Genomic DNA, 22,620 nt, shown 5'->3' on the forward strand with positions numbered 1-22,620 from the left:
TTTTATCTAGTCTGCAAATAATGTTTCGGGTAACCATAATGCAATTCCTGGAAACATATACATTAAAAACATAGCAAAAATTACAATAGCTAAGAATGGCATAATTCCTCTAAAAATTTCCATTAATTCTACATTACTTTTTTGAACACCTTTCAAATAATATGCCGACATTGCCATTGGGGGGGTTAAAAAAGATGTTTGCAAGTTAAGCGCTATTAACATTGCAAAAAAATATGGATTAACACCAAATACTTCTAATAAAGGTAAAAATATTGGAACGAAAATAATTAAAATTTCTGTCCACTCTAATGGCCAACCTAAAAGAAATATTATAATTTGAGTTATTACTAAAAACTGCCAAGTTGATATATTAATTGACGTAAAGAAATGCTCAAACACTTCATGGCCACCTAAATAAGAAAATACTGAAGAGAAAGTCCAAGATCCAATAAATAACCACATGATCATCGCAGTAGTTTTTGCAGTTAAAAATACAGATTCTTTAAAGTTTTGCCATTTTAGAGTTTTGTAAAACCAGGATAACAATATTGCTCCAAATGCTCCAGCTGCCGCTGCTTCTGCAGGCGTTGCTATTCCTGCTAAAATAGTTCCAAGAACTAACATTATTAATCCAAATAATGGGACAAAAGAAACTAAAACCTCTTTTAAAATTTCTGCTCTTGGTGGAATATCTTCAGCAGGGGGTTTTGGTGCAATTGAAGGATTTAACCAAGCTCTAGTAACTGCATAAGCAATATAAAGACCAGCTAACATTAAGCCTGGAAATATAGCTGCTGCAAACAATCTTAATGGAGATAATTGTGCAATCACTGAATAGACAATCAACATAATGCTTGGTGGAATTAATATTCCTAAGCATCCACCTGCACATATAATTCCTGATGCAAACTTTTTATCATACCCAGCTTTAACCATTGCTGGCCATGCAAGTAATCCCATTAAAGTAACCACCGCACCAATAATCCCTGTTGCAGTAGAAAATAATGTACATGTTATTAAAGCAGCAACTGCCATTGATGCAGGAAGCCTGTGTGCAGCTAGTCTTATTGCAAAAAATAGTTTTGCAACTATCCCTGCTCTTTCAACAAGGTAGCCCATAAATAAAAATAACGGAACTGCTGTAAGCACATTGTTATCCATTACTGTGTAGGTATTTTGAACAAATAATTGAAATATTCTATTATCAAATATGTGCTCCATCATCGTAGCATCGTAATAAGCAAAATAACCAAACCCGATTCCCATAGCCATTAATGTAAAAGCAATTGGAAAACCTAGAAGCACAGCAAACAAAAATACTCCCATCATTAAAATTGCTACTTCTGGATTTGTAAGACTAAATAACATTTTTTTTATCCTCATCTTGAGCAGCTCTCATAAGCACTTGCTCTGTTTCTTCTGCAACAACAAGTCTTGCTGGCCATTGACCTGTTTGAATACATATAATTGATCTAAATACTTCACTAATGCCCTGAATGATTAATAAGACGCCTGCGGCTGGTATCATTGATTTAACCATATAAATTTGAATTTGTGCTGGGCTGCTCCAACTAGTTTCTTTTATTTTCCATGCAAGAGCTGCATACTCATATCCATAGAAAGCAAGAGCGACAACACCTGGAAAGAAAAATAAAAAATAAAGAACTAGATCTATCCAAGCTTGAGTTCTTTGACTAAATAATCTGTAAATAACATCGCCTCTTACATGCGCTTCGGTTGCAAGGCAATATGCACCAGACATCATAAGGATTGCACCATACATTTGCATACTAAAATCAAAATTCCATAGAGTAGGTGCATTAAAAACATATGCCATCACTACCTCGTATACTGTTCCACCCATTAAAATTACAATACACCATGAAAATGCTTTACCCATTGAGGTACTTAAAGTGTCAGCAAACTTAATGAAAAATTTCATCATATAAAAATATATTAATTTTACTAAAAAAAAAGGGGGTTTTTCAACCCCCCTCTTCTAAACTTATTTAAAGTTAATTAAATTTTAACTTTTGCAATTGGACCAAACTCGTTTTCATAAGCTAATTTGTAGTTCGGTTGATTCATCAACAGATACTTCATTGTTCTTTTAGCGTATGCTTTTTGTGAGTCTACTACCTTCTTAAAGAAAGCATCTTTTGCAGAGAACTCACCAACGATTTTATCCCAGCCTTTTAACTGTTCAGCTAAAATAGCATCAGATGTTTGGTAAACATTTACCTTATGCTCATTCATCAATTTAGCTAAGTCAGTTGAATATCTAACTAGTGCTTTGAAGTAGTTATCTGAGTTTGCAGCATATGCAGCATTTCTCAAGATAGCTTGGTGAGCAGGTGAAAGGCTTTTTAGTCTCTTAGTGTTCATAGGAATTTCAAACATCTCCTGAGATTGGTGGAAACTTCCTAAGTGATAGTGTTTAGAGACATCTTGCATTCCAAACTGTGAGTCTGATGTAGGGTTGTTAAACTCTGCAGCATCAATCAAACCAGTTTTCATAGCTGGTTGAATCTCACCACCTGGTAATTGTCTTACAACCATTCCCATAGCAGTTAAAACGTTAGTCGCTAGACCAACTGTTCTATACTTCATACCTTTAACATCAGATACTTTTGTTACATTCTTTTTAAACCAACCAAATGGTTGAGCTGGCATAGGCATATGAAAGAATCCAGTGTAGTTAAATCCAACACTAGCTACTGCTTCTTCATATAATTTTCTTCCTCCACCATACTCCATCCATCCCATAACTTCTTGAGATGACATTCCGTATGAAGGACCAGTTCCAAAAAGTGAAGCTGCAGCATTTTTTCCATACCAATATGCAGTCACCCAGTGACCCATATCAACTACACCTGAACTTACTGCTTGTCCAATTTCTGAAGTTTTTACAATTGCGCCAACAGGCTGAAGATCAATTTTTAGTTCTCCTCCTGACATATCGCTAACCATTTTTGCGTAATCTCCTGCCATTTCAAAAAAGATGTTAGCGCCAGAAGGCCAAGCTGCTTGCATCTTTAAAGTTAATGGAGCACCAAAAGCTACATTTGGCATTGCTACAGCTGTTGCTGCTGCTGCACCTGTTGCTGCTGCTGCTTTGAAGAACTTACGTCTTGAAGGTGTTTTGTTAGCCTTCAATGATTTCTTTTCTTTAATCATTATTACTCCTATAGTTGTTAATTAACTGCTTAATTTAAGCACAAAATTTAATTAGAGTCTTTCTAAATAGGTGCGCAGATTGGCACTTATAGCCTTATTATACAATCCTAGGTGGTACTATTAAATTAATTTATCATTTTCATATAATATCTCAGTAGCTTCAAGAAAACTTGGTGTATCAAGAACAACTATTTATAAACATCTAAGATAATTCATTTACTTTAATTTCATTATAAAAAATAAGTAAGATAATAAAGATGTTATAAGTACAAATAACATTGCTAATTTAAATGAAATTATTTCTGTAAAGTTTAGACTCATTCCTGCATCAATAATCAATCCAATAATCCATTGCATAAAAAATGCTCCAATAAAAATTAACAAGTTAAAAGAAGTTAGAGCTTTACCTGCATTAGACAAGGAGAACGCCATACCAACCGCTGGCTGAGTTAAAGATAAAAATATAGAACTTACTATAAATATTGCCCAATGAATGGACCCAGCTTTAGGGCCTAAATAAATAATTACCGCAAGTACAATTAAACTTATTGGTGCACCAAATTTTAACAATCTAATTGCATCATTTATATTTTTTGAAAATTTTGGAACGAAGTAACCCCAGCACAAAAATGAAACAAGCATAGCAAAATAAATCAAAAAAAGTCCATTTGCACTCTCTTGTGGAGTATAACCTGAAACTCTTATCATCCACGGTCCAGCCCATAGTGTTTGGATTGCAAACAAACCTCCATAGGTAAAAAAACCCATAGGCACTAAACTTAGAAATAAAGGGTTTGTCCAAACTGTACTTAATCTACTTTCAGCTAATTGTTTATTATCAACACTTTTAGAGTGCCATTTAGGAATAAAGATTATTATTAAAATTATACAAGCCAATGTAAGTAGTGCTAAAGATAAAAATATTGCCCTCCAACCTATAATTGGTAAAAAAAACTGAACAGGTAAACTAGATGAGAGCATTCCTATAGCTCCAACCATTAACATCCATGAATTTGCGCGTTGCTGTGTTTCATCTTGAAACCAAATCCTATAAGCAGTTAAAGGACCCATCAAACATGCGCCAACACCAACACCAATTAATATTCTTGAAATTAAAAGCATCGTTAAGTTTTGAGCTAATGAAAATAAAATTAAGCCAATTATTGATAGAGATAAAAAATAAGAAACTATTTTTCTAGGCCCTTTAGAATCCAATAAATATCCCAATGGAATTTGTACACTTGCAAATCCTAAAAAATATCCTCCCCCAAGAAGTCCTAGCTCACCTGAAGTAAGATTAAATTCTGAAACCAATTCTGGTGAAATGGTTGCTGTAATTGCTCTAAGTAAAGTTGAAATAAAATAGCCTAAAGCAAATACTAAAAATATTGTAATAGCTTTTGATTTAGCTAGTACAGGTTTGTTCATAAATTAAAGATTTAATTTACTTTATTTTTGCAATTACCAGTGTTGAAAAATTCATCAATATTGTCTATTGCCAAATTAGCCATTGCGGTTCTGGTATCTTTAGTAGCACTTCCAAGATGAGGTAAAATAAATGCACTTTTGATTTTTAAATAACCTGGATTTAAATTAGGTTCACCTTTATAGACATCTAAGCCAGCTGCATAAATTTTTCTTCTATTTAATGCATCAATTAATGCTTCATCATCAACAATATCTCCTCGAGCAACATTAGTAATTACCGCTCCTTTTGGAAAATATTCTACTGTCTCTTTATTAATTAAATTGACAGTTTCTTTTGTAGCTGGACAACAAATTGACAAAACATCTGATACTGAAAAAAGACCTTTTAGACTATCATGATAAATAGCACCCTGTTCTTTTTCTTCGTTCAATTTAGAACGATTATGATAATGAATAACCATTCCAAGCGATTTTGCAATTTTTGCAATTTTTTGCCCAATTCTTCCCATTCCTAAAATACCAAGTCTTGTACCTGTTAATTGTTTTCCAATTAAATAATCCGCAGACCATTTCCAATTACTTTCTTTTGCTGCCTCGATTCCTTCAGCTGCCCTTCTACAAGCTCCTAGAATAAGAAGTATTCCAATTTCAGCTGTTGCATCTGATAAAACTTCAGGAGTATTTGTTACAGCAATACCTCTTTTTTTTGCAGCTTCTAGATCTATGTTTCCAAAACCAACTGCGAAGTTTGAAATTACTTTAACTGTCTCTGGAAGTTTATTGATTGTACCCTCATCCATTTTATCTGTTAAAGATGTAAGCACTGCATCACATCCTTGACTAAGTTCAATTAATTTTGTTTGAGAGTAAAGTTCATCGTTTGCATTAAGTTTTGCATCAAAAATATTTGATGCTTTATCTTCACAATCTTTAAGTAACCTTCTTGTAACTAGTATCTTTTTCATAGTTAATTCCTCTGTAACACCTCTGGTTTTGGACCTCCTGTATACCAATCTAGAACTTCGATTGTGTGTACAATTGGAACTTTTGTACCATGGGAAATTTGGGTAATACAACCAATATTTCCTGTAGAAATAAAATCGGGTTTCAAACTTTCAATATTATCTACTTTTTTAGTCAATAATTGTTTAGCTATTTCTGATTGTAAAATATTATAAGTTCCAGCTGAACCACAGCAAATATGACCTTCTGGAATTTCAAGGATTTCATTATTTGTTTTTTCTAAAAGTGCAATTGGTTGCGAATGAACTTTTTGACCATGCTGCATAGAACATGCTGAATGGTATGCAACTTTGTATTTTTTATTTTTTTCCCTGATATCTAACTTTAAACTTTCAAAAATATATTCCGAAATATCTCTAGTTAACTCAGAAATAACTTTTGCTTTTTTACTTAATTCCTTATCATCTCTAAAGATAAATCCATAATCTTTCATTGTAGTTCCACAACCAGAGGTGTTAGATAAAATTGCATCTAAATTGCCTTTTTGATGTTCGTCATACCAAGTATTAATATTATTTTTAAAGTCTTGGTGAGCATCATCCTCTTTTCCTAAATGATGATTTAAAGATCCACAACATCGAATTTTTTTTGGAACTACTACTTCAACACCATGTCTATTAAGTAGTCTAATAGTTGACTCATTAATTTGCGGTGAAATTTCTTTTTGAACACAGCCAGTTAATAGTGCAACTCTTGCAATTCTTTTTTTTCCTTTAACTTTGTAAATTTCTTTGTTTTCAAGTTGTTTTTTGGGAAAATGTGTTGGCATTAAATCCATCATATCTTTTATTTTTGATGGCATTAAAAATTTAAAAGGTTTAATCAATTTTACCAGAAAACTTGATAGTTTAAAAATTTTTGTATTGGGAAGAGTAATTGATAAAAAATGTCTTATTAACTTATCAAAAAAAGATCTTTCATAATTTTTTTCAATATATTTTTTTCCATGATCAATAATATGCATATAGTTTACACCTGCGGGGCATGTCGTCATACAACTATAACATGAAAGACATCTATCAATATGTTTAACAACTTTGTCTGTTGGTTTTTTATTATTTTCCAACATGTCTTTAATTAAATAAATTCTTCCTCTTGGTCCATCAAGCTCATCCCCAAGTAGCTGGTGAGTAGGACATGTTGCATTGCACATACCACAATGAACACATTGTTTAAAAATTTTTTCAGTAGCTAAATTATCTTTATTTTCTAATTGTTTTTTTGAAAAATTTGTTTGCATTAAACTCCTCTATACATCTTTCCTGGGTTTAAAATTCTTTTTGGATCAAAACTTTCTTTAATTTTTTTAGAAATCATTAATCTCACATCATCAACAGTAAAAATGGTTTCATCATAATCATAATCAGGTGAGGTTTTAATAATTGTTAAGTATCCTCCAAATTCTATTGCCATCTTTTTAATCTCTTTTACTTTCATATTTTTTTTTGCTGGGACCTCAATCCAAAACAACGAGCCACACCAATCAATATAATACTTAAATTTGTTATTAATATATTTCATCATTTTTGATCCATTAGAAGGCTCGATAACTATTCTTAACAAATTGTTTTCTGTCTTCTCAAATAGCTCCAGATTATTTATTTTTTTCCAAAATGGATCTGATTGATAGCTATCTAACAAGAAAGTCCTAAAAGTGTTTAATTGCAATTCTTCTGTAAGTGATTTTATTTTTTCGTTAATAGAAATTTTATCTCCTTCAATTCTAAATGCTAAAAATGGACCTTTAAAATCTAAATCATTAAATTTAAATATCTGATCTCTATTTTTTTTATAATTCTTATCCTCTGGCTCGTTAGGAATAAACACAGCTCCCGAAACTTCACTACTTGAGCCTGATATTTGATTAAATAAATCATAAATTTTTTTATGATCTTCAACATCAATTACAATTGTATTAGAAAATTTTTTCTTTGGTAAAACTTTAAGCGTAATTTCAGTTAAGATACTTAATGTTCCAAAAGAACCTGTAATTAATTTTGAAAGATCATAACCAGTCACATTTTTTACAACTGTTCCCCCAGATTTAATAATTTCTCCTTTACCATTAATTCCTTGGAATCCTAAAACATGATCTCTAACACTTCCAACTTTAAATCTTCTTGATCCAGCATAGTTACATGACAAACAACCTGCAACAGTACCTTTGTTGGTTTTTCCATTTTCAATAAAACCTAAATCAATAGGTTCAAAAGCTAACTCTTGATTGTTTTTTTCTAAGGCTTTTTCAACATCTTCTAATGGCGTGCCAGCTTTTACTTTTATATACAATTCCTCAGGAAAATAATCGATGATACCTGATAATTTTGAGAGTGAAATTTTATTTGATGCTTGAGTTTTGTTTCCAATAAAACTTTTAGTATTAGTTCCAACAATTTCTGTGGGAAGATTTTTTTTATAAAATTCTTTAATTAAATTAGATACTTCTTCTTCTGTTTTTGGAAAGTAAGTATTGTTAGAATCTTGGAAGATCTGGGAATTTATTTTCATTTTTGTGGATATGAACCCTTCCTTCCTCTGCGCATTTTCTTAAAATAGGATAAACTTTTCCTGGATTTAATAAATTTTTTTCATCTAATGATTTTTTGATATCTAATTGTTGTTGAATATCTCTGTCATTAAACATTTCACACATTAGTTCTCTTTTTTCTATACCAACTCCATGCTCTCCGGTTATAACTCCACCCAATTTTACACAAAGTTTAAGAATTTCTGCTCCAAACTCTTCCGTTTTTCTTAATTGTTCTTTATCACTTCCATCAAACATTATTAATGGATGCAAGTTTCCATCTCCTGCATGAAAACAATTAGCTACTAATAAATTATATTTTTTAGATAATTTTTTAATTTCTAGTAAAGCCTCTGCAAGTTTTCCTCTTGGTATAACACCATCCATACAATAGTAATCTGGTGCCATTGCTCCACAAGCTGGAAAAGCTGCTTTTCTACCAGCCCAAAATTTTAGTCTCTCTTCCTCATTTTTACTTAATTTAAGACTAGAGCAATTATTTTTTTTTGAAATTTCACTAACTTTTTTCAACAGTTCATTTACTTCTGACTCTGTTCCATCAAGCTCAACTATTAACAATAACTCAGCATCACGAGGATACCCTGCTTTACTAAAATTATCTGTTGCTTCAATTAAAGCTTTATCCATGATTTCCATACCTGCTGGAACAATCCCATTAGATATAATATCTGATGCAGCATTCCCTCCTTCTTCAATTGTTGGAAACCCAATCAATGCTGCTTTAACTACTTGTGGCTTTTTTAAAATTTTAACAGTTACCTCTGTCACAACTCCAAGCAATCCTTCAGATCCACAGATTAAGCCCATTAAATCATAGCCTTCTTGATCCAATGTCTTTCCACCAAATCTACATATAGTTCCGTCCATTAAAACCATCTCAACACCTAAAATATTATTAGTAGTCGTTCCATATTTAAGTGAATGAACTCCACCAGAGTTCTCAGCAACATTACCACCTATAGAGCAAGCTAATTGACTTGATGGATCAGGAGCATAGTAAAATCCTTTATGCTGTACCGCATGAGTTATTCCTAAATTAGTTACACCTGGTTGGGTTACAACACATTTATTCTCATAATCAATATTTAAAATTTTATTGAATTTGCCTAAGCCCAATATGACGGCATCTTGTAATGGTAATGCACCACCTGATAAACCTGTACCAGCACCTCTAGGTATCACTTTAACATTTTCTTTATGACAATACTTTAATATCTGACTAACTTCATTTGTATCTTTTGGTAAAATTACTGATAATGGAGTTTGCGTATAAGCTGCAAGTGCATCCGTTTCATAAGGTTTTACTTCATCGGGATGACTTAACACATTATCTGATCCTGAAATTTTTGATAAATTTTTTACAATTTCTTCTTTGCGCTCAATTATTTTTTTATCAACTTTAGGTAGCGCTAGCTCTGTCATAATCTTAGCCCAGCATTTTTTTAATATTTTCTAATGCATTAGAAATATTATCTTGAGAAGCCGCAAAACTAAATCTCACATAATCTTTAGAAGTTTTACCAAAAGCAGTTCCTGGTACTATCGCAACTCCAGCTTCATGCATTGCTCTTTTACAAAATTCTGAACCATCCATTCCAGTGCCTATTACTTTAGGAAAAGCATAGAATGCTCCGCCAGGCAAACTACATTCTATACCTGGTAAACTATTTAGTCCTTCATGAATTAGTTTTCTTCTTTGAATAAATTTTTCCATCATTTGATTAATAGAGTCGTCTGGTCCATCTAAAGCAGCAATGCCTGCAAACTGAGCGGCTGCATTAACGCACGAGACACTATTAATTAATAATTTATTTACATGTTCAATTAAATTTTCTGGCCAAAAACTCCAGCCTAATCTCCAGCCAGTCATAGAATAAGCCTTACTCCAACCCTCTAAAACAATTAATCTATCTCTTAGTTCTGGGTAATTGAAAAAAGTTGGCATTTCTTTATCATCAAAAATTTGCCGACTATAAATTTCATCACTTAAAATCGTGACGTGTGGGTGTTTTTTTAGTCCTTCAGCTAATTTATCTATTTCAGACTTTTCAACAAAACTTCCAGTTGGATTGTTTGGATTAATCAAAATCAACAATCTAGTTTTGTCCGTTATTAAAGATAAAATTTTATCTGCACTAAATTTTAAATCTTTGTCTTCTGTTAAATCATAAGGAACAGCTGTAGATCCAGTATAATTAATCATAGACTCGTAAATTGGAAATGCTGGTGTTGGATGAATAATTTCTGCTCCAGGCTCTCCAAAGCATTGTATAGCATAGTGCATCGTAGGCTTTCCACCTGGCATAATTGTAATTCTTTCGGCATCTACCTCAGCGTTGTAACGTTTTTTTATCCACCTTGTTACGGCTTGCCTACACTCTAGAATCCCATTAGATAAAACATACCCATGGTGTCCGTCGTCTAAAGCTTTTTTAGCGGCCTCAACTACATGTTTCGGAGTTTTGAAATCAGGCTGACCAAGTCCCAAATGTATCATTGGGTTTCCTGCTGCTTCTAATTTTTTAGCTTCCGCTAAAACACTAAATGCTGATTCTGTTCCCAAACGATTAAGACTTTCTGCTAATTTCATATTCTATTTCTCCTTATAAGTTATTTTCTATAAATTAGTTTTGTTCTATTTAATTCTTTAATATTTTTACACCCCATTAATACCATATTTCGATTTATTTCATCATGCATATTCTGCAAAAGACGTTCAACACCTGGTTGACCTCCTGCACCTAATGAAAATAAGAACATTTTACCAAAGCTACATGCAGTCGCACCAGCAGCTAATGCTTTTAAAACGTGCGTTCCTCTTCTAATTCCTCCATCTAAAATAATTTCAAGCTTATCACCAACTGCATCGGAAATTTCTTTCACTTGATCAAACGGAGATCTTGAGCCATCCAATTGTCTTCCTCCATGATTAGAAATCATGATAGCAGTACAACCAATATCAATTGCTCTTTTTGCATCTTCAACTGACATAACACCTTTTAAAGCAAATGGTTTATTCCATTTTTTTACACAATATTCTGCATCTTTCCAATTCATAGCAGGATCATATTGTTCATTAATATATTCAATTACTGACTTTGCAATATTAGTTCCTTTATCTGTTTTCTTTGCAACATTAGATAATTCAAATTTTTTATGTGTGAAATAATTAAAAACCCATTCAGGTCTCATTGCAAAACTCATTAGGCTTTGAAGTGTGAGTTTTGGAGGAGTGGTAAAACCTGTTCTGTGATCTCTTTCTCTATTTCCAGCAACTAAAGTATCGACAGTCAGACACATTCCATCGTAACCAGATACTCTACATCTTTCAATTAAATCATCCGTGATTGATTGATCTTTATGAACATAAAGTTGAAATAATTTTGGTCCTTTTGAAATATCTGCAATTTCTTCAATTGTGTTGTTAGCCATTGTAGACATACTATAAAAAGTTCCAAACTTTTCAGCTGCACGAGCTGAAGCTTTATCACCATCATGATGATAAAGTCTTTGCATAGCAGTTGGAGATAAAAATATTGGCATATCAATTTTTTTACCAAAAACTGTCGTTGATAAATCTGGTTTGCCAACACTGGCTAATACATTGGGAATTAGGTCACAATCGTTAAAAGCATCAGTATTTCTTTTTAGAGTAGCTTCATCATCAGCACCACCATCAATATAATGAAAGATAGGTGATGGTAATCTTTTTTTTGCTAGTTTTCTAAAATCATTAAAATTATAACAGTCTTTTAAATTCATAATTACTTTCTAATATTTAAAAAAAATTTTTTAAATATTATTGCACCTCCTGTTAAAAATATCAATATGGGCAGCAACCATAATATTAATGTATTTTTGTTTAGTTCAGGATCGTACAAAATCCATTCACCATATTTTATTTTCAAATAATCATAAATTTGATTTTCTGATAATCCTTCATCAAGTCTTTGTTTAACAAGAGTTTTTAAACTATTAGCAAATTCAGAATCTGAATCATAAACAGATTGTCCTTGACAGACTAAACATCGTAAATTTTTTGTTATTTGATTTATTTTCTCTTGATTATCTGCTTTTACAGTATTTAAATTAAATAAGAAAAAAATAATTAAAAATACTTTTAAAATACTCATTTTATTAATTGTTTCATTTCGTTAATTAAATTTTGATTTAAAGGTCCAATATATTTTTTAATAATTTTATTATTATAAATCAAAAATGACTCGGGAACTCCATAAGCTCCCCATTCTATTGCCTTGGTACCATCTAAATCGATAAATATTTTTTTATAGGGATTTCCTAGCTCTTGTAAAAAATTTACAGCATTTTTTTTATTATCTTTATAATTTAATCCAATAATGTTTATTTTATCATTTTGTGCTAACATCATTAATAGAGGATGTTCTTGTCGACATGGCACACACCAGGAAGACCAGATATTTAATAAATAAATTTTATCAGGTTCAAAAAAATCTTCTGATTTTAAGCTAATATCAGAATAAAAATCTTTTGAATTAAATGTTGGTATATTTTTTTTCACGTTTAGGTTGGGGGTATAGATATTTGTATCATCTAAACCTTTATAAAAAATAATAAAAATAATTCCAAAGATTAAGATAACCAAAAAAAGTAATAATTTTTTTTTCATAATCTTCTTTTCAAAAGGCTTGATAAACCTCCTATTGCTATCAGCATTACTGATAACCAAATCCATAACATAAAAGGTTTCTCTTGATACCTAACGTTAAAAAATTTTTGATTCTGAACTAAATTGATTACAATGAACTTATCTTTCATAAGACTTGTTTGGATATCAGCTTCACTGGTTACAATTATTGGTTGATTGTAAATTCTTAGTTCTGGTGAAAATTTATCTATATCTCCGTTTGAATTCTGAATATTAAAGTTTGCTATAATAGATTTGTAGTTTGCTTCTTGTTTTTGATTTAGACTTTCAAAAAATATTTTGGTCTCAGAGTTTTCAAATGTTTCTCCAACTTTTAAATTTGTAATTATTTCACTTGAAAAAATATTATTAAATAAGATGCTTAAAATAAATAAACTAAATCCAAAGTGAGCAATATTTTGAGAAATATTTTTAAGTTTATCAGAAAAAAAATCCCTTGAAGAAATAAAAAATAAATAAAATGCACTCGATACCAAAACAGTATTAATTAAAATATTTTGGTTAAAATTTTTAAGAATTAGGTAAGCCAATAAAATAGAAATGATTAATAAAGTAATTAGATATATTTTGCCTTCTAATTGAGATTTAATCCATTTCAGCCTTGGACCTACAGCCATCATCAACAAAAATGGTATTAAAAATGGGACCAATAATTTATTATAAAACGGAGGCCCAACTGATATTTTTTTAGAAGTTATCACATCAAGAAATATTGGATATACTGTTCCTATAAGTACAACTGATAAAAAATACATCATAAACCAATTATTAATTAAAATTGAAGTTTCTTTACTTAACCAAAAAAATCTATGAGAAACTTTTTGTTCATTTTTATGAAAAAAGAAAAAAACAAACAAAGATAGAAATATTAGAATAAATAAAAAAATTAGAATAAATAATCCTCTTTCTGGATCGTTTGCAAATGTGTGTACTGAATTTAATATACCCGATCTAACTAAAAATGTTCCACACATGCTTAAAGTGAATGTTGCTATTGAAAGAATTATTACCCATGAAGATAAAATTGATTTTCTTTCTAGAACTAGTATGCAATGTAAAAGGGTAGTTAAAGCAAGCCATGGCATTAAAGAAACATTTTCAACTGGATCCCAAAACCAAAAACCTCCCCATCCCAATTCATAGTAAGCCCAAATAGATCCCAACAAAATTCCAAGGGTTAAAAAAAACCAAGAAATGAGTATCCATTTTTTGATATGAGATGCCCATTTTCTAGAAACCAGATTAAGACTTGTTGCCGCTAAAGCAGATGAAAATATAATTGATGAACCAACATAGCCTAAATATAAAATTGGAGGATGTATCGCTAAAGCTGGGTCTTGCAATATTGGATTAAGACCCAAGCCTTCATCTGGAGATGGAAAAAGATAATTGAATGGGTTTGATGTCTCAATTAAAAAAAGGAAAAAACCTATAATTATTATTTGCTGAAATATTAAAGTTAAAAGCTTATATTTTGTAGGTTGATTTTTAGTTTTTAAAATAAAGATAAAAATAAACAGTGTAAGTACAAGCAACCATAATAATAAACTACCCTCATGATTTCCCCAGGTACCAGCTACTTTATAAAAGAAAGGTTTTGTGGTGTGTGAATTATTAAAAACTGTCTCATTACTAAAATCAGATAATACAAAAGAGATAATTAAGCTAAAGAAGCTAACTACAACAAAAAAAAATTGTAAAAATGTAAACGATAAAATATTTATACCTACAGTTTTAGAATTTTGAAAATTTTTAACTGAAGAGAAAACAATAAGCAAACTCACACCCAAGCCTAAAATTAATGAATAATGTCCAATAGTGCTATAAAGCAATTTATTTCTCCCCTAATGCCGCTTTTACTTCTGGTGGCATATAATTTTCATCGTGCTTTGCTAAAATTTTTGAGGCTGAAAAAAAATTTCTATCTTTCAAAGTTCCCTCTGCTACCACTCCTTTTTCTTCTTCAAAAAGATTTGGTATTGCACCTGTATAAGTAACATTTATTTCATTTTTAAAATCTGTAATTATGAAGGTAATTTCATTGGCGTTTACAGAAATAGAATTTTTTTTAACCATACCTCCAATTCTAATTTTATTTTTATTTAACTCTGCAGATGAATTAATTTCAGACGGAGATTGGAAATAAACGACATTTTCTTCAAGTGATTTTAAAATCAAAAAAACAGTTAATATTAAAGTAATTAAAATTATTATAATGAATAAAAATCTTAATTTAACTTTGCGACCATACATGGCTTAAAAGTTAATTATTTGAGGCGTTGGCTAAAATTTCTTTATTAATTCTTTGTGTTTTTGCAGATTTAGCTTTGTCTGTATTAAGTGATCCAAACTTAGCAACAAATTTGTTTTGTTCTTTAACAAATTGAGTTTTTGTAACAAGATACAGAGATGCAAAACTCAAAAGCGTAAATATGAAAGCAGAGAATACATAAATTCCGTATCCGTTCATAAAAAGTAGTTCATTTATCATAGTCTATCTAAGCCTTTATTTTTAATTTTTATCATTTCTGTATTATATTTCATTAAGAAAATTAGCAATGAAAAAAGAGCAAATGCCGCAGTCATTATTAACAAAGGAAAAAGCATAGATGAATGAATTGAACTTTTTGATAAAATATTGATTGATGCTGGTTGATGAAGCGTGTTCCACCAGTCTACTGAGTATTTGATAATAGGAATATTAACTATGCCCAGTATTGTAATAAAAGTTGTGATCTTAAAAACTTTTTCTTCACTTCTGTAAATTCTCCATGAAATTAAATACATTGCATAAAATAATGCTAAGATTAACATTGAAGTAATTCTAGCATCCCATGCCCACCAAGTTCCCCATGTTGGTTTTCCCCAAATAGCCCCTGTAACTAACGCAATAATATTAAAAACAAATCCTGAGGGAGCTAGACTTTTAGAAATTAGAAAAAGGTTTTTATTTTTAAAAACAAATCCACTAATTGATAATAAAGTTATAGATGAAAAAATACCTAGGGAAATCCAAGCTGCTGGAACATGAACATACATAATTCTCACAGCATCACTTTGTTTATAATCTTCAGGGGACAAAATTAGTGCCTCGGTTAACCCCACAGAAAGCACAACAACAAATAAAAATAAAATATATTTTGGGGCTTTAGATGTTATTCGGAAAATTTTATTTGGATGAAAAAGTTTAAACATATTTAATTAATCATGTTTATTATGAAAAGGATTTCCGATCAAGAATGCAGAGGGAGATAATAACTTAAAATTAAAATTTAACATCCTTGATCAGAATATAATGAAATGTTAATGAATTTATATGGCTTTGATTTGAACTAAATGTGTTTGAAAAATGATTGATTTAATTAGACATCTTAAAATAACTAGAGCCTTTTTTACCTGAGAAAATCTCTTCAATTAGAGGATGTTTTATTGGTTCATCAGAGTCATCCATAAGAAGATTTTGTTCTGAAACATAAGCTTCATAAGTTATTTCGTCATTTTCTGCTAACAAATGGTAAAAAGGCTGATCTTTTCTGGGTCTCACATTCTTTGGAATGGATTGATACCATTCTTCGGAATTATTAAATTCAAAATCTACATCATAGATTACACCTCTAAACTCGAAGTGCTTGTGTTTTACAATATCTCCAATAGAGAATTTAGCTTTTTGAATTGGCATAGCTATTAGTATGGGTATTTAAAAATAAAAATCAATGCTTAAAATATTAATGTTTTGTGATGTGGCAAATATGCTAATATCTTTTAAGTGAATAAATCTTTTTTAAAATTTGTTACAGATTTTGGACCATTAGCTATATTTTTTTTCTATTACTACAATAGTGATAAAAATTTATCAGTTGCTATTCCTCCACTTATAGTTGCAACTTTAATTGCGTTAATTGTTGTTTGGTTTTTTGAAAAAAAAATTCCAATGATGCCGCTAATAAGTGGTATCTTAATCACATTTTTTGGTGGACTAACAATTTATTTCAATGATCCTATATTTATTTATGTTAAGCCAACAATTATTAATATTTTGTTTGCTTTAGCTTTATTTTTTGGAAAGTATTTTACCAATGAACCTGTGTTAAAAAAAATTATGGGTAAATCAATTCCATTGACTGATATTGGTTGGGAATTATTAAATAAAAGATGGATGTTTTTTTTCTTTGGTCTAGCGATATTAAATGAATGTATTTGGAGAACGCAAACAGAAGAGTTCTGGGTTAACTTCAAAGTCTGGGGAATGCTGCCAATAACCATTATTTTTACAGGTTTTCAGATTCCATTAATTAACAAACATAAAATTGATGCCTAGTAATTTAAAACTAGTAGTCAATAATCCTCATAAACAAATAGAAGAAAGACAATTTTTTGAAAGAGATGAGCTTAAGATTATTTTAGATTTATATGCAAAAATGGTCTCAGAAGGATCATGGAAAGATTATGGCTTAAGTATCTCAAGTAAACAGGTTAGCTTTAGTGTTTTTAAAAATGCTGCAGAAAATGCTTTATATAAAATTTGTAAAAACTTTAAGCCTAAAAATAAAAATCTTAAATATTTAATAACAGATACCAATGGAAAAATTTTAAAAAACTCTTTTGACCTTAAGTTATTATTAAAGAATACTAATTGGAAAAAATTACAAAAATAAAATTATCTTCTTTGTCCGAACAATCTTAACAACATTATAAATAAGTTTATGAAGTCCAAGTAAAGTGTAAGAGCACCCATCACAGCTTTTTTTCCCATGATCTCACCCGTATCACTTGCGGCATACATATTTTTAATTTTTTGAGTGTCATAAGCAGTTAAACCAACAAAAATTAAAACACCTAAGATTGATATCACAAAATACATCATTGAAGATTTCAAAAATATATTAACTATTGAAGCAATAATTATTCCAATTAAGCCCATCATTAAAAATGAACCTAATTTTGTTAAATCTCTTTTAGTTGTGTAACCATAAATACTCATTGCACCAAAAGTTGCTGAACATATAAAGAAAACTCTTGTTACGCTCATACCAGTGTATACTAATAAAATCGAAGATAATGATAAGCCCATTAATCCCGCAAAAATCCAAAAAGTTATTTGAGCTTTTGAAGCACTCATTTTATTAATTCCAAAACTCATGTAAAAAACTATTCCTAAAGGTGCCAACATAACCAACCATTTTAATCCAGACATATAAATTGCATTACCCACTGATGTTAGACCAACTATAGATCCAGCATCATTTGTCACCACTGACATTTTAAATGTTAGAAGTGCAACTATTCCTGTTAATAAAATTCCAGTTGCCATGTAATTATAAACTTTTAACATATAGGCTCTTAAGCCTTCATCCATTACAACTGTTGACTGTTGAGCTGCTTTAGCTCTATTTAAAATTCTGTTTTTGTTAAATTCCATAATGATTATTATATAATAGTCTTTTACTAATTATTCAAGATACCTTAAAAGATTAAAAATATCGAAATTAAACATAAAACCACTATGAATTATAAAAAATTAGGTAATACCAATCTTAATGTAAGTACAATTTGTCTCGGTACCATGACCTGGGGTGAGCAAAACACTCAAGAAGAGGGTTTTGAACAAATGGATTACGCTTTAGACCAAGGTGTTAATTTTTGGGATACAGCTGAACTATACGCTGTTCCTCCAAGAGAGGAAACTTATGGTCATACTGAAATCATAATTGGTAACTGGTTCAAAAAATCAAAAAAGAGAGACAAGGTTATTCTGGCATCAAAAGTTGCCGGTCCCATGAGAGCTTACTTGAGAGGTGGTGGAAATAATTATGGTATAGATAAGATGACCGAAGCAGTTAATGACAGCTTAAAAAGATTACAAACAGATTATATTGATCTCTACCAACTACACTGGCCTGAAAGAAATACAAACATGTTTGGTCGTCTTGGATATGAACATAAAGAAAATGGTGAATGGAATAAATTTGAAGATGTTCTTGGTAACCTTAAAAAGTTTGTAGATGAAGGAAAAATTAGAGAAATTGGTTTATCAAATGAAACACCATGGGGTGTTTCTAAATATTTAGAGTTATCTAAAGAAAAAGATTTGCCTAGAATGATGTCTATTCAAAATCCTTACAGCTTATTAAATAGAACCTATGAAGTAGGATTGGCGGAAATGTCTATTAGGGATGAAATTGGTCTTTTAGCATACTCACCTTTAGCTAGTGGATATTTATCTGGAAAATATAGAAACAATCAATTGCCTAAAAATTCTAGAATTGAGAGAGATCCTAATTTTTGGACCAGATATGCAAAACCAAATACAGAAAAAGCAGTTGATGCTTATTATGAAATTGCTAAAAAGTATGGTCTCGATTTAACTCAAATGTCTTTAAAATTTTTAGAAATTCAGCCTTTTGTTACCTCTGTTATTATTGGAGCAACTACCATGGAGCAGTTGAAAACAAATATAGAAAGTGTAAACATAAAATTATCTGATGATGTCATTAAAGAAATTAATAACGTTCAAACAATTTATCCAAATCCATGTCCATAATTAAAAAAACTTTATTATTAGTATCAATATTTTTTGTTAGCTACTTCAGCCAAATCACAGCCGAAGAAATAAAAAAAATTGGAAAATATAAGGATTGGGAGGCAATGGTTATAACTGATACAAATGGCAAAGTATGCTTTGCTCAATCATCTCCCATTTTACAAGCTCCAAAATCAAATAAGAGAGATGCAAAATTATTTATTGCTTTTAGGCCTACAGAAAAAATAATTGATGAAGTGAGTGTTACTGGAGGTTATGAATTTAATAAAAATAACTCAGTAGTTGCTCAATCAGGAAAAAATAAATTCAAATTTGATATCAAAGAACAAGGTTTTGCTTGGATCGCTGACACTAAGATAGAGTTCAGAATGATTAAGAGAATGAAAAAAGGATCTCGAATAATGATAACTGGATATAATCAAAAAGGATCTCAAACAATTGATCACTATTCATTACTAGGATTTACTAAAGCTTATAATTCTACAAAAAAAGCTTGTAGTTAAATATAAATGAAATCAAAAAAGAAAATCGTTCTAGCCTATTCTGGGGGTCTTGATACTTCTATAATATTAAAATGGCTTCAAGAAAATTATGATGCAGAAGTAATTTGTTATACAGCAGATGTTGGGCAAGAAATTGATAGAAAAAAAATTATAAATAACGCAAAAAAATTTGGTGTTAAAAATATTATAATAAAAGATTTAAAAGATACATTTGTTAAAGATTATGTGTATCCAATGATCAGAGGTCACGCAATTTATGAAGGTGTTTATTTATTGGGTACATCAATAGCAAGACCACTTATTGCAAAAGATCAAATTAGAGTTGCTAAAAAATTTAAAGCCTATGCAGTTTCACATGGAGCAACTGGAAAAGGGAATGATCAGGTACGATTTGAATTGGGATATCATTACTTTGGACCCAATATAAAAATCATTGCGCCATGGAGAATTTGGAAATTAAAATCTAGAACAGATCTTATCAATTATGCCAAAAAACATAAAATATCTATTCCAAAAGATAAAAAAGGAGCCCCTCCTTTTTCAATAGACGATAATTTATTTCATACTTCAACAGAGGGCAAAGTTTTAGAAAATCCAAAAAATTCAGCACCTGAATTCATATTTCAAAGATCCGTTTCACCTGAAAAAGCACCAAATAAACCAAGCTTTGTAACTATCAATTTTAAAAATGGTGATCCATTTTCAATAAATGGAAAAAAACTATCTCCTGCAAAACTATTGGGGAAACTCAATCAGCTTGGAGGAAAAAATGGAATTGGAAGAGTTGATTTGGTTGAGAATAGATTTATTGGAATAAAATCTAGAGGGGTATACGAAACTCCAGGCGGTACATTGTTAATGTATGCACATAGGGCAATTGAGTCTGTTACTCTTGATAAAGAAACTATGCACAAAAAAGATCAGGTGATGCCAAGATATGCTGAGTTAATTTATAACGGTTATTGGTATTCAAAAGAAAGATTTAAGCTTCAAAAAATTGTAGATCTTAGAAAGAATAAAGTAAATGGATCAGTTAGACTTAAACTTTATAAAGGAAATGTAATTATAGAGTCTAGACAAACAAAAAGTTCTGCATATTCAGTGAAAAAAGTTTCATTTGAGGAAAATAAGACATTTAATAAATCAAATGTTGAAAGATTTATTAATTTTCATAAAAAAAAGCTTCGTTCTTAAATCGATGAAAATAAATGTTTTTGCAGACACTATTTGTGGATGGTGTTTCATTGGACACAGAAATTTGAGTACTGCCTTAAAAAAATTTCCAGAAGTAAAGTTTGATATCAAGCATACTCCATTTCAGCTAAACCCAAATATGCCAACTGAGGGAATTTCTAGAGATAAATATTTAGAAATAAAATTTGGTGGAAAAGATTATGCTGCACCCATGTATGAAAATATGAGATTAAAAGGAAACGCATCTGGTATTAATTTAAATTTAGATAAAATAAAAAAAACTCCAAATACTGTTCTTTCTCATTTATTAATTATTTTAAGTGAACAATTTAATTTACAGAATGAAATTAAAGAAGAAATATATCGGTCATATTTTATTGACGGACTTGATATTGGAGATATCAATATCTTAGTTAATGTTGCTAAGAAAAATAATATTAAAGAATATATTTTCAAAAATTTTATTAATGAAAAAAATATTGAACTTGTAAATTCGAAACTATCTACAGCTAGAGAGAAAAATATCAGTGGTGTTCCTTTTTTTGAGATAGGAAAAGATTTTATTTCAGGCGCTCAAAGCTCAATTCAATTAGAAAACGTTATTAAAGCAAATTTAAACTAGTATTTAGGACAATTTAACAATTGTTATAATTTTAAAAAATTATAACTTAGTTTTATGGAATCACTAAAAAACTGGATGGTAGATGCAGCAAATATCTTGTTCGATGACAACAAGAATGATCTAAGATCTTTGCCAAGATCTGTAAGATTGCAAATTTTGTTAGTTTTAAGTTTTATATGGACAACAGTTTTTAGCTTATATATTTTTTCTTATACAACTTTTGCATTTGGTTGGGCGGGGCTCTATATTGCACATATCGGTTTAATATTTGCAGTATACATGACCTTTAAACATTTTCATAAAGCAGAAGAAAAATCTAGCAGCGTTTTTAAAACTAAAAACTTTGACCCTTTTAAAATAATGGTAATTGTTTTTGTCGTAGTATTCATTTTTGTATTCTCTAAAGGAATTGAGGTATTGACTAGCCCTAATCCTAGCTCTTATTCTATTCCTTATGATGGACCGTCTAAATCGGTATTTGAAAAATGGCTCCCGTTTAGTAAGGATAAATAATGGAAAAAATAGCAAAAAATTTACAACTTGCATTAATGTGTATTATTTTAATTAGTACAGTAATTGCTGTTGGTATGGAAATTAAGAATATGTTTCTTAACCAATCGGTAACATTAGCTGATTTGCTTTTAATGTTTCTATATTTAGAAGTACTGGCAATGGTAAGAGTATTTTGGGATCAACAGTCAATCAGCATAACTCTACCTCTATTAATTGCTATCACGGCCCTTGCTAGATTTATAATACTGCAAGGAAAGGAAATGGACCCAACAGCATTAGTTTATGAGGCTGTTGCAATAGTTCTTATTGCGGCTGCAATTGTAATTCTAAGATTAAGGCACAGTGATAAATTGGGTCTAAAAAGAAAAAAATCTAAATAATTTA

General features: G+C 30.3%; 26 protein-coding genes. 8 read left to right on the plus strand and 18 right to left on the minus strand.

Annotated features, from left to right (window positions below; all coding sequences use genetic code 11):
• Nucleotides 1–6: 6 nt before the first annotated feature.
• The 17 genes from AC5SLZ_RS06415 to hspQ all read right to left on the minus strand — a co-directional run bounded on the left by AC5SLZ_RS06415 (nt 7) and on the right by hspQ (nt 16,542).
• Entirely contained in the window at nt 7–1,368 is a 1,362-nt protein-coding gene (locus AC5SLZ_RS06415) for a TRAP transporter large permease subunit (protein ID WP_028036022.1), read from the minus strand.
• Nucleotides 1,358–1,942 carry a TRAP transporter small permease subunit gene (locus tag AC5SLZ_RS06420; protein ID WP_028036023.1) on the minus strand — a complete coding sequence of 195 codons (585 nt, stop codon included), beginning with the start codon at nt 1,940–1,942 and terminating at the stop codon, nt 1,358–1,360. Before AC5SLZ_RS06420 ends, AC5SLZ_RS06415 begins: the two co-directional genes overlap by 11 nt.
• Nucleotides 1,943–2,019: 77 nt before the next feature.
• The gene (locus AC5SLZ_RS06425) at nt 2,020–3,177 is read right to left on the minus strand and encodes a TRAP transporter substrate-binding protein (RefSeq protein ID WP_028036024.1); all 1,158 of its coding nucleotides are present in this window, start codon (nt 3,175–3,177) and stop codon (nt 2,020–2,022) included.
• A 216-nt stretch (nt 3,178–3,393) separates the two neighbouring features.
• Complete coding sequence (locus tag AC5SLZ_RS06430; protein ID WP_028036025.1) at nt 3,394–4,605, minus strand: MFS transporter; 1,212 nt, start codon at nt 4,603–4,605, stop codon at nt 3,394–3,396.
• Between the two features lie 11 nt (nt 4,606–4,616).
• Nucleotides 4,617–5,570, minus strand: a complete 954-nt coding sequence (locus AC5SLZ_RS06435) for a 2-hydroxyacid dehydrogenase (protein WP_028036026.1) — start codon at nt 5,568–5,570, stop codon at nt 4,617–4,619.
• Between the two features lie 2 nt (nt 5,571–5,572).
• A complete protein-coding gene (glcF, locus tag AC5SLZ_RS06440) occupies nt 5,573–6,868 on the minus strand; it encodes a glycolate oxidase subunit GlcF (RefSeq protein ID WP_028036027.1) in 1,296 nt (431 codons plus the stop codon).
• The gene (locus AC5SLZ_RS06445; protein WP_034412093.1) at nt 6,868–8,136 is read right to left on the minus strand and encodes an FAD-binding protein; all 1,269 of its coding nucleotides are present in this window, start codon (nt 8,134–8,136) and stop codon (nt 6,868–6,870) included. Before AC5SLZ_RS06445 ends, glcF begins: the two co-directional genes overlap by 1 nt.
• The gene (locus AC5SLZ_RS06450; protein ID WP_494615482.1) at nt 8,102–9,598 is read right to left on the minus strand and encodes an FAD-linked oxidase C-terminal domain-containing protein; all 1,497 of its coding nucleotides are present in this window, start codon (nt 9,596–9,598) and stop codon (nt 8,102–8,104) included. The genes AC5SLZ_RS06445 and AC5SLZ_RS06450 overlap by 35 nt, the downstream gene beginning before the upstream one ends.
• 4 nt (nt 9,599–9,602) lie before the next feature.
• Nucleotides 9,603–10,766 carry a pyridoxal phosphate-dependent aminotransferase gene (locus AC5SLZ_RS06455; RefSeq protein ID WP_494615483.1) on the minus strand — a complete coding sequence of 388 codons (1,164 nt, stop codon included), beginning with the start codon at nt 10,764–10,766 and terminating at the stop codon, nt 9,603–9,605.
• A 20-nt stretch (nt 10,767–10,786) separates the two neighbouring features.
• A complete protein-coding gene (locus AC5SLZ_RS06460) occupies nt 10,787–11,938 on the minus strand; it encodes an alpha-hydroxy acid oxidase (protein ID WP_028036031.1) in 1,152 nt (383 codons plus the stop codon).
• A 2-nt stretch (nt 11,939–11,940) separates the two neighbouring features.
• Nucleotides 11,941–12,309, minus strand: coding sequence for a cytochrome c-type biogenesis protein (locus AC5SLZ_RS06465; RefSeq protein WP_028036032.1), 369 nt, complete (start codon nt 12,307–12,309; stop codon nt 11,941–11,943).
• Nucleotides 12,306–12,824 (minus strand): DsbE family thiol:disulfide interchange protein, encoded by a 519-nt coding sequence (locus tag AC5SLZ_RS06470; protein ID WP_494615485.1) that lies wholly within the window; start codon nt 12,822–12,824, stop codon nt 12,306–12,308. The genes AC5SLZ_RS06465 and AC5SLZ_RS06470 overlap by 4 nt, the downstream gene beginning before the upstream one ends.
• A complete protein-coding gene (locus AC5SLZ_RS06475; protein ID WP_494615486.1) occupies nt 12,821–14,695 on the minus strand; it encodes a heme lyase CcmF/NrfE family subunit in 1,875 nt (624 codons plus the stop codon). Before AC5SLZ_RS06475 ends, AC5SLZ_RS06470 begins: the two co-directional genes overlap by 4 nt.
• Nucleotide 14,696: 1 nt before the next feature.
• A complete protein-coding gene (gene ccmE, locus AC5SLZ_RS06480; RefSeq protein WP_028036035.1) occupies nt 14,697–15,116 on the minus strand; it encodes a cytochrome c maturation protein CcmE in 420 nt (139 codons plus the stop codon).
• Nucleotides 15,117–15,126: 10 nt separating this feature from the next.
• A complete protein-coding gene (locus tag AC5SLZ_RS06485; RefSeq protein WP_494615487.1) occupies nt 15,127–15,333 on the minus strand; it encodes a heme exporter protein CcmD in 207 nt (68 codons plus the stop codon).
• A gap of 17 nt (nt 15,334–15,350) precedes the next feature.
• Nucleotides 15,351–16,058: a heme ABC transporter permease CcmC gene (gene ccmC, locus AC5SLZ_RS06490; protein WP_028036037.1), complete on the minus strand. Its 708-nt coding sequence runs from the start codon at nt 16,056–16,058 to the stop codon at nt 15,351–15,353.
• Between the two features lie 163 nt (nt 16,059–16,221).
• Nucleotides 16,222–16,542, minus strand: a complete 321-nt coding sequence (gene hspQ, locus AC5SLZ_RS06495) for a heat shock protein HspQ (RefSeq protein WP_023649273.1) — start codon at nt 16,540–16,542, stop codon at nt 16,222–16,224.
• An 87-nt stretch (nt 16,543–16,629) separates the two neighbouring features.
• Between hspQ and AC5SLZ_RS06500 the strand changes: the two genes are divergently transcribed.
• Both AC5SLZ_RS06500 and AC5SLZ_RS06505 read left to right on the plus strand, forming a co-directional pair.
• Nucleotides 16,630–17,181, plus strand: coding sequence for a septation protein A (locus AC5SLZ_RS06500; RefSeq protein WP_028036038.1), 552 nt, complete (start codon nt 16,630–16,632; stop codon nt 17,179–17,181).
• The gene (locus AC5SLZ_RS06505) at nt 17,174–17,518 is read left to right on the plus strand and encodes a DUF2794 domain-containing protein (RefSeq protein WP_028036039.1); all 345 of its coding nucleotides are present in this window, start codon (nt 17,174–17,176) and stop codon (nt 17,516–17,518) included. The genes AC5SLZ_RS06500 and AC5SLZ_RS06505 overlap by 8 nt, the downstream gene beginning before the upstream one ends.
• 2 nt (nt 17,519–17,520) lie before the next feature.
• On the opposite strand, the gene AC5SLZ_RS06510 is transcribed toward AC5SLZ_RS06505, so the two are convergent.
• Nucleotides 17,521–18,282: a Bax inhibitor-1/YccA family protein gene (locus AC5SLZ_RS06510; protein ID WP_494615489.1), complete on the minus strand. Its 762-nt coding sequence runs from the start codon at nt 18,280–18,282 to the stop codon at nt 17,521–17,523.
• Nucleotides 18,283–18,366: 84 nt separating this feature from the next.
• Between AC5SLZ_RS06510 and AC5SLZ_RS06515 the strand changes: the two genes are divergently transcribed.
• From AC5SLZ_RS06515 to AC5SLZ_RS06540, 6 genes are read left to right on the plus strand one after another with little or no spacing between them, the layout of a single operon-like run.
• Complete coding sequence (locus AC5SLZ_RS06515; protein ID WP_028036041.1) at nt 18,367–19,404, plus strand: aldo/keto reductase; 1,038 nt, start codon at nt 18,367–18,369, stop codon at nt 19,402–19,404.
• Nucleotides 19,395–19,907, plus strand: coding sequence for an invasion associated locus B family protein (locus AC5SLZ_RS06520; protein ID WP_028036042.1), 513 nt, complete (start codon nt 19,395–19,397; stop codon nt 19,905–19,907). Before AC5SLZ_RS06515 ends, AC5SLZ_RS06520 begins: the two co-directional genes overlap by 10 nt.
• A gap of 6 nt (nt 19,908–19,913) precedes the next feature.
• Nucleotides 19,914–21,101, plus strand: a complete 1,188-nt coding sequence (locus AC5SLZ_RS06525; protein ID WP_028036043.1) for an argininosuccinate synthase — start codon at nt 19,914–19,916, stop codon at nt 21,099–21,101.
• A 4-nt stretch (nt 21,102–21,105) separates the two neighbouring features.
• Complete coding sequence (locus AC5SLZ_RS06530) at nt 21,106–21,723, plus strand: DsbA family oxidoreductase (RefSeq protein WP_028036044.1); 618 nt, start codon at nt 21,106–21,108, stop codon at nt 21,721–21,723.
• A 54-nt stretch (nt 21,724–21,777) separates the two neighbouring features.
• Nucleotides 21,778–22,236, plus strand: a complete 459-nt coding sequence (locus AC5SLZ_RS06535) for a hypothetical protein (RefSeq protein WP_494615491.1) — start codon at nt 21,778–21,780, stop codon at nt 22,234–22,236.
• Nucleotides 22,236–22,616 (plus strand): phosphate-starvation-inducible PsiE family protein, encoded by a 381-nt coding sequence (locus AC5SLZ_RS06540; RefSeq protein ID WP_028036046.1) that lies wholly within the window; start codon nt 22,236–22,238, stop codon nt 22,614–22,616. The genes AC5SLZ_RS06535 and AC5SLZ_RS06540 overlap by 1 nt, the downstream gene beginning before the upstream one ends.
• Nucleotides 22,617–22,620: the final 4 nt, after the last annotated feature.

Source organism: Candidatus Pelagibacter sp. PS_06 (genome assembly GCF_059418045.1).

Excerpts from the sequence above, each read along its gene's own strand:
- AC5SLZ_RS06465 (WP_028036032.1), bottom strand. The coding sequence starts at position 12,309 with ATGAGTATTTTAAAAGTATTTTTAATTATTTTTTTCTTATTTAATTTA.
- AC5SLZ_RS06535 (WP_494615491.1), top strand. The coding sequence starts at position 21,778 with ATGGAATCACTAAAAAACTGGATGGTAGATGCAGCAAATATCTTGTTC.
- hspQ (WP_023649273.1), bottom strand. The coding sequence starts at position 16,542 with ATGCCAATTCAAAAAGCTAAATTCTCTATTGGAGATATTGTAAAACAC.
- AC5SLZ_RS06455 (WP_494615483.1), bottom strand. The coding sequence starts at position 10,766 with ATGAAATTAGCAGAAAGTCTTAATCGTTTGGGAACAGAATCAGCATTT.
- AC5SLZ_RS06425 (WP_028036024.1), bottom strand. The coding sequence starts at position 3,177 with ATGATTAAAGAAAAGAAATCATTGAAGGCTAACAAAACACCTTCAAGA.
- AC5SLZ_RS06485 (WP_494615487.1), bottom strand. The coding sequence starts at position 15,333 with ATGAACGGATACGGAATTTATGTATTCTCTGCTTTCATATTTACGCTT.
- AC5SLZ_RS06470 (WP_494615485.1), bottom strand. The coding sequence starts at position 12,824 with ATGAAAAAAAAATTATTACTTTTTTTGGTTATCTTAATCTTTGGAATT.
- ccmC (WP_028036037.1), bottom strand. The coding sequence starts at position 16,058 with ATGTTTAAACTTTTTCATCCAAATAAAATTTTCCGAATAACATCTAAA.
- AC5SLZ_RS06460 (WP_028036031.1), bottom strand. The coding sequence starts at position 11,938 with ATGAATTTAAAAGACTGTTATAATTTTAATGATTTTAGAAAACTAGCA.
- AC5SLZ_RS06445 (WP_034412093.1), bottom strand. The coding sequence starts at position 8,136 with ATGAAAATAAATTCCCAGATCTTCCAAGATTCTAACAATACTTACTTT.
- AC5SLZ_RS06515 (WP_028036041.1), top strand. The coding sequence starts at position 18,367 with ATGAATTATAAAAAATTAGGTAATACCAATCTTAATGTAAGTACAATT.
- AC5SLZ_RS06540 (WP_028036046.1), top strand. The coding sequence starts at position 22,236 with ATGGAAAAAATAGCAAAAAATTTACAACTTGCATTAATGTGTATTATT.
- AC5SLZ_RS06420 (WP_028036023.1), bottom strand. The coding sequence starts at position 1,942 with ATGAAATTTTTCATTAAGTTTGCTGACACTTTAAGTACCTCAATGGGT.
- glcF (WP_028036027.1), bottom strand. The coding sequence starts at position 6,868 with ATGCAAACAAATTTTTCAAAAAAACAATTAGAAAATAAAGATAATTTA.
- AC5SLZ_RS06435 (WP_028036026.1), bottom strand. The coding sequence starts at position 5,570 with ATGAAAAAGATACTAGTTACAAGAAGGTTACTTAAAGATTGTGAAGAT.
- AC5SLZ_RS06505 (WP_028036039.1), top strand. The coding sequence starts at position 17,174 with ATGCCTAGTAATTTAAAACTAGTAGTCAATAATCCTCATAAACAAATA.
- AC5SLZ_RS06520 (WP_028036042.1), top strand. The coding sequence starts at position 19,395 with ATGTCCATAATTAAAAAAACTTTATTATTAGTATCAATATTTTTTGTT.
- AC5SLZ_RS06450 (WP_494615482.1), bottom strand. The coding sequence starts at position 9,598 with ATGACAGAGCTAGCGCTACCTAAAGTTGATAAAAAAATAATTGAGCGC.
- AC5SLZ_RS06415 (WP_028036022.1), bottom strand. The coding sequence starts at position 1,368 with ATGTTATTTAGTCTTACAAATCCAGAAGTAGCAATTTTAATGATGGGA.
- AC5SLZ_RS06510 (WP_494615489.1), bottom strand. The coding sequence starts at position 18,282 with ATGGAATTTAACAAAAACAGAATTTTAAATAGAGCTAAAGCAGCTCAA.
- AC5SLZ_RS06525 (WP_028036043.1), top strand. The coding sequence starts at position 19,914 with ATGAAATCAAAAAAGAAAATCGTTCTAGCCTATTCTGGGGGTCTTGAT.
- AC5SLZ_RS06530 (WP_028036044.1), top strand. The coding sequence starts at position 21,106 with ATGAAAATAAATGTTTTTGCAGACACTATTTGTGGATGGTGTTTCATT.
- ccmE (WP_028036035.1), bottom strand. The coding sequence starts at position 15,116 with ATGTATGGTCGCAAAGTTAAATTAAGATTTTTATTCATTATAATAATT.
- AC5SLZ_RS06430 (WP_028036025.1), bottom strand. The coding sequence starts at position 4,605 with ATGAACAAACCTGTACTAGCTAAATCAAAAGCTATTACAATATTTTTA.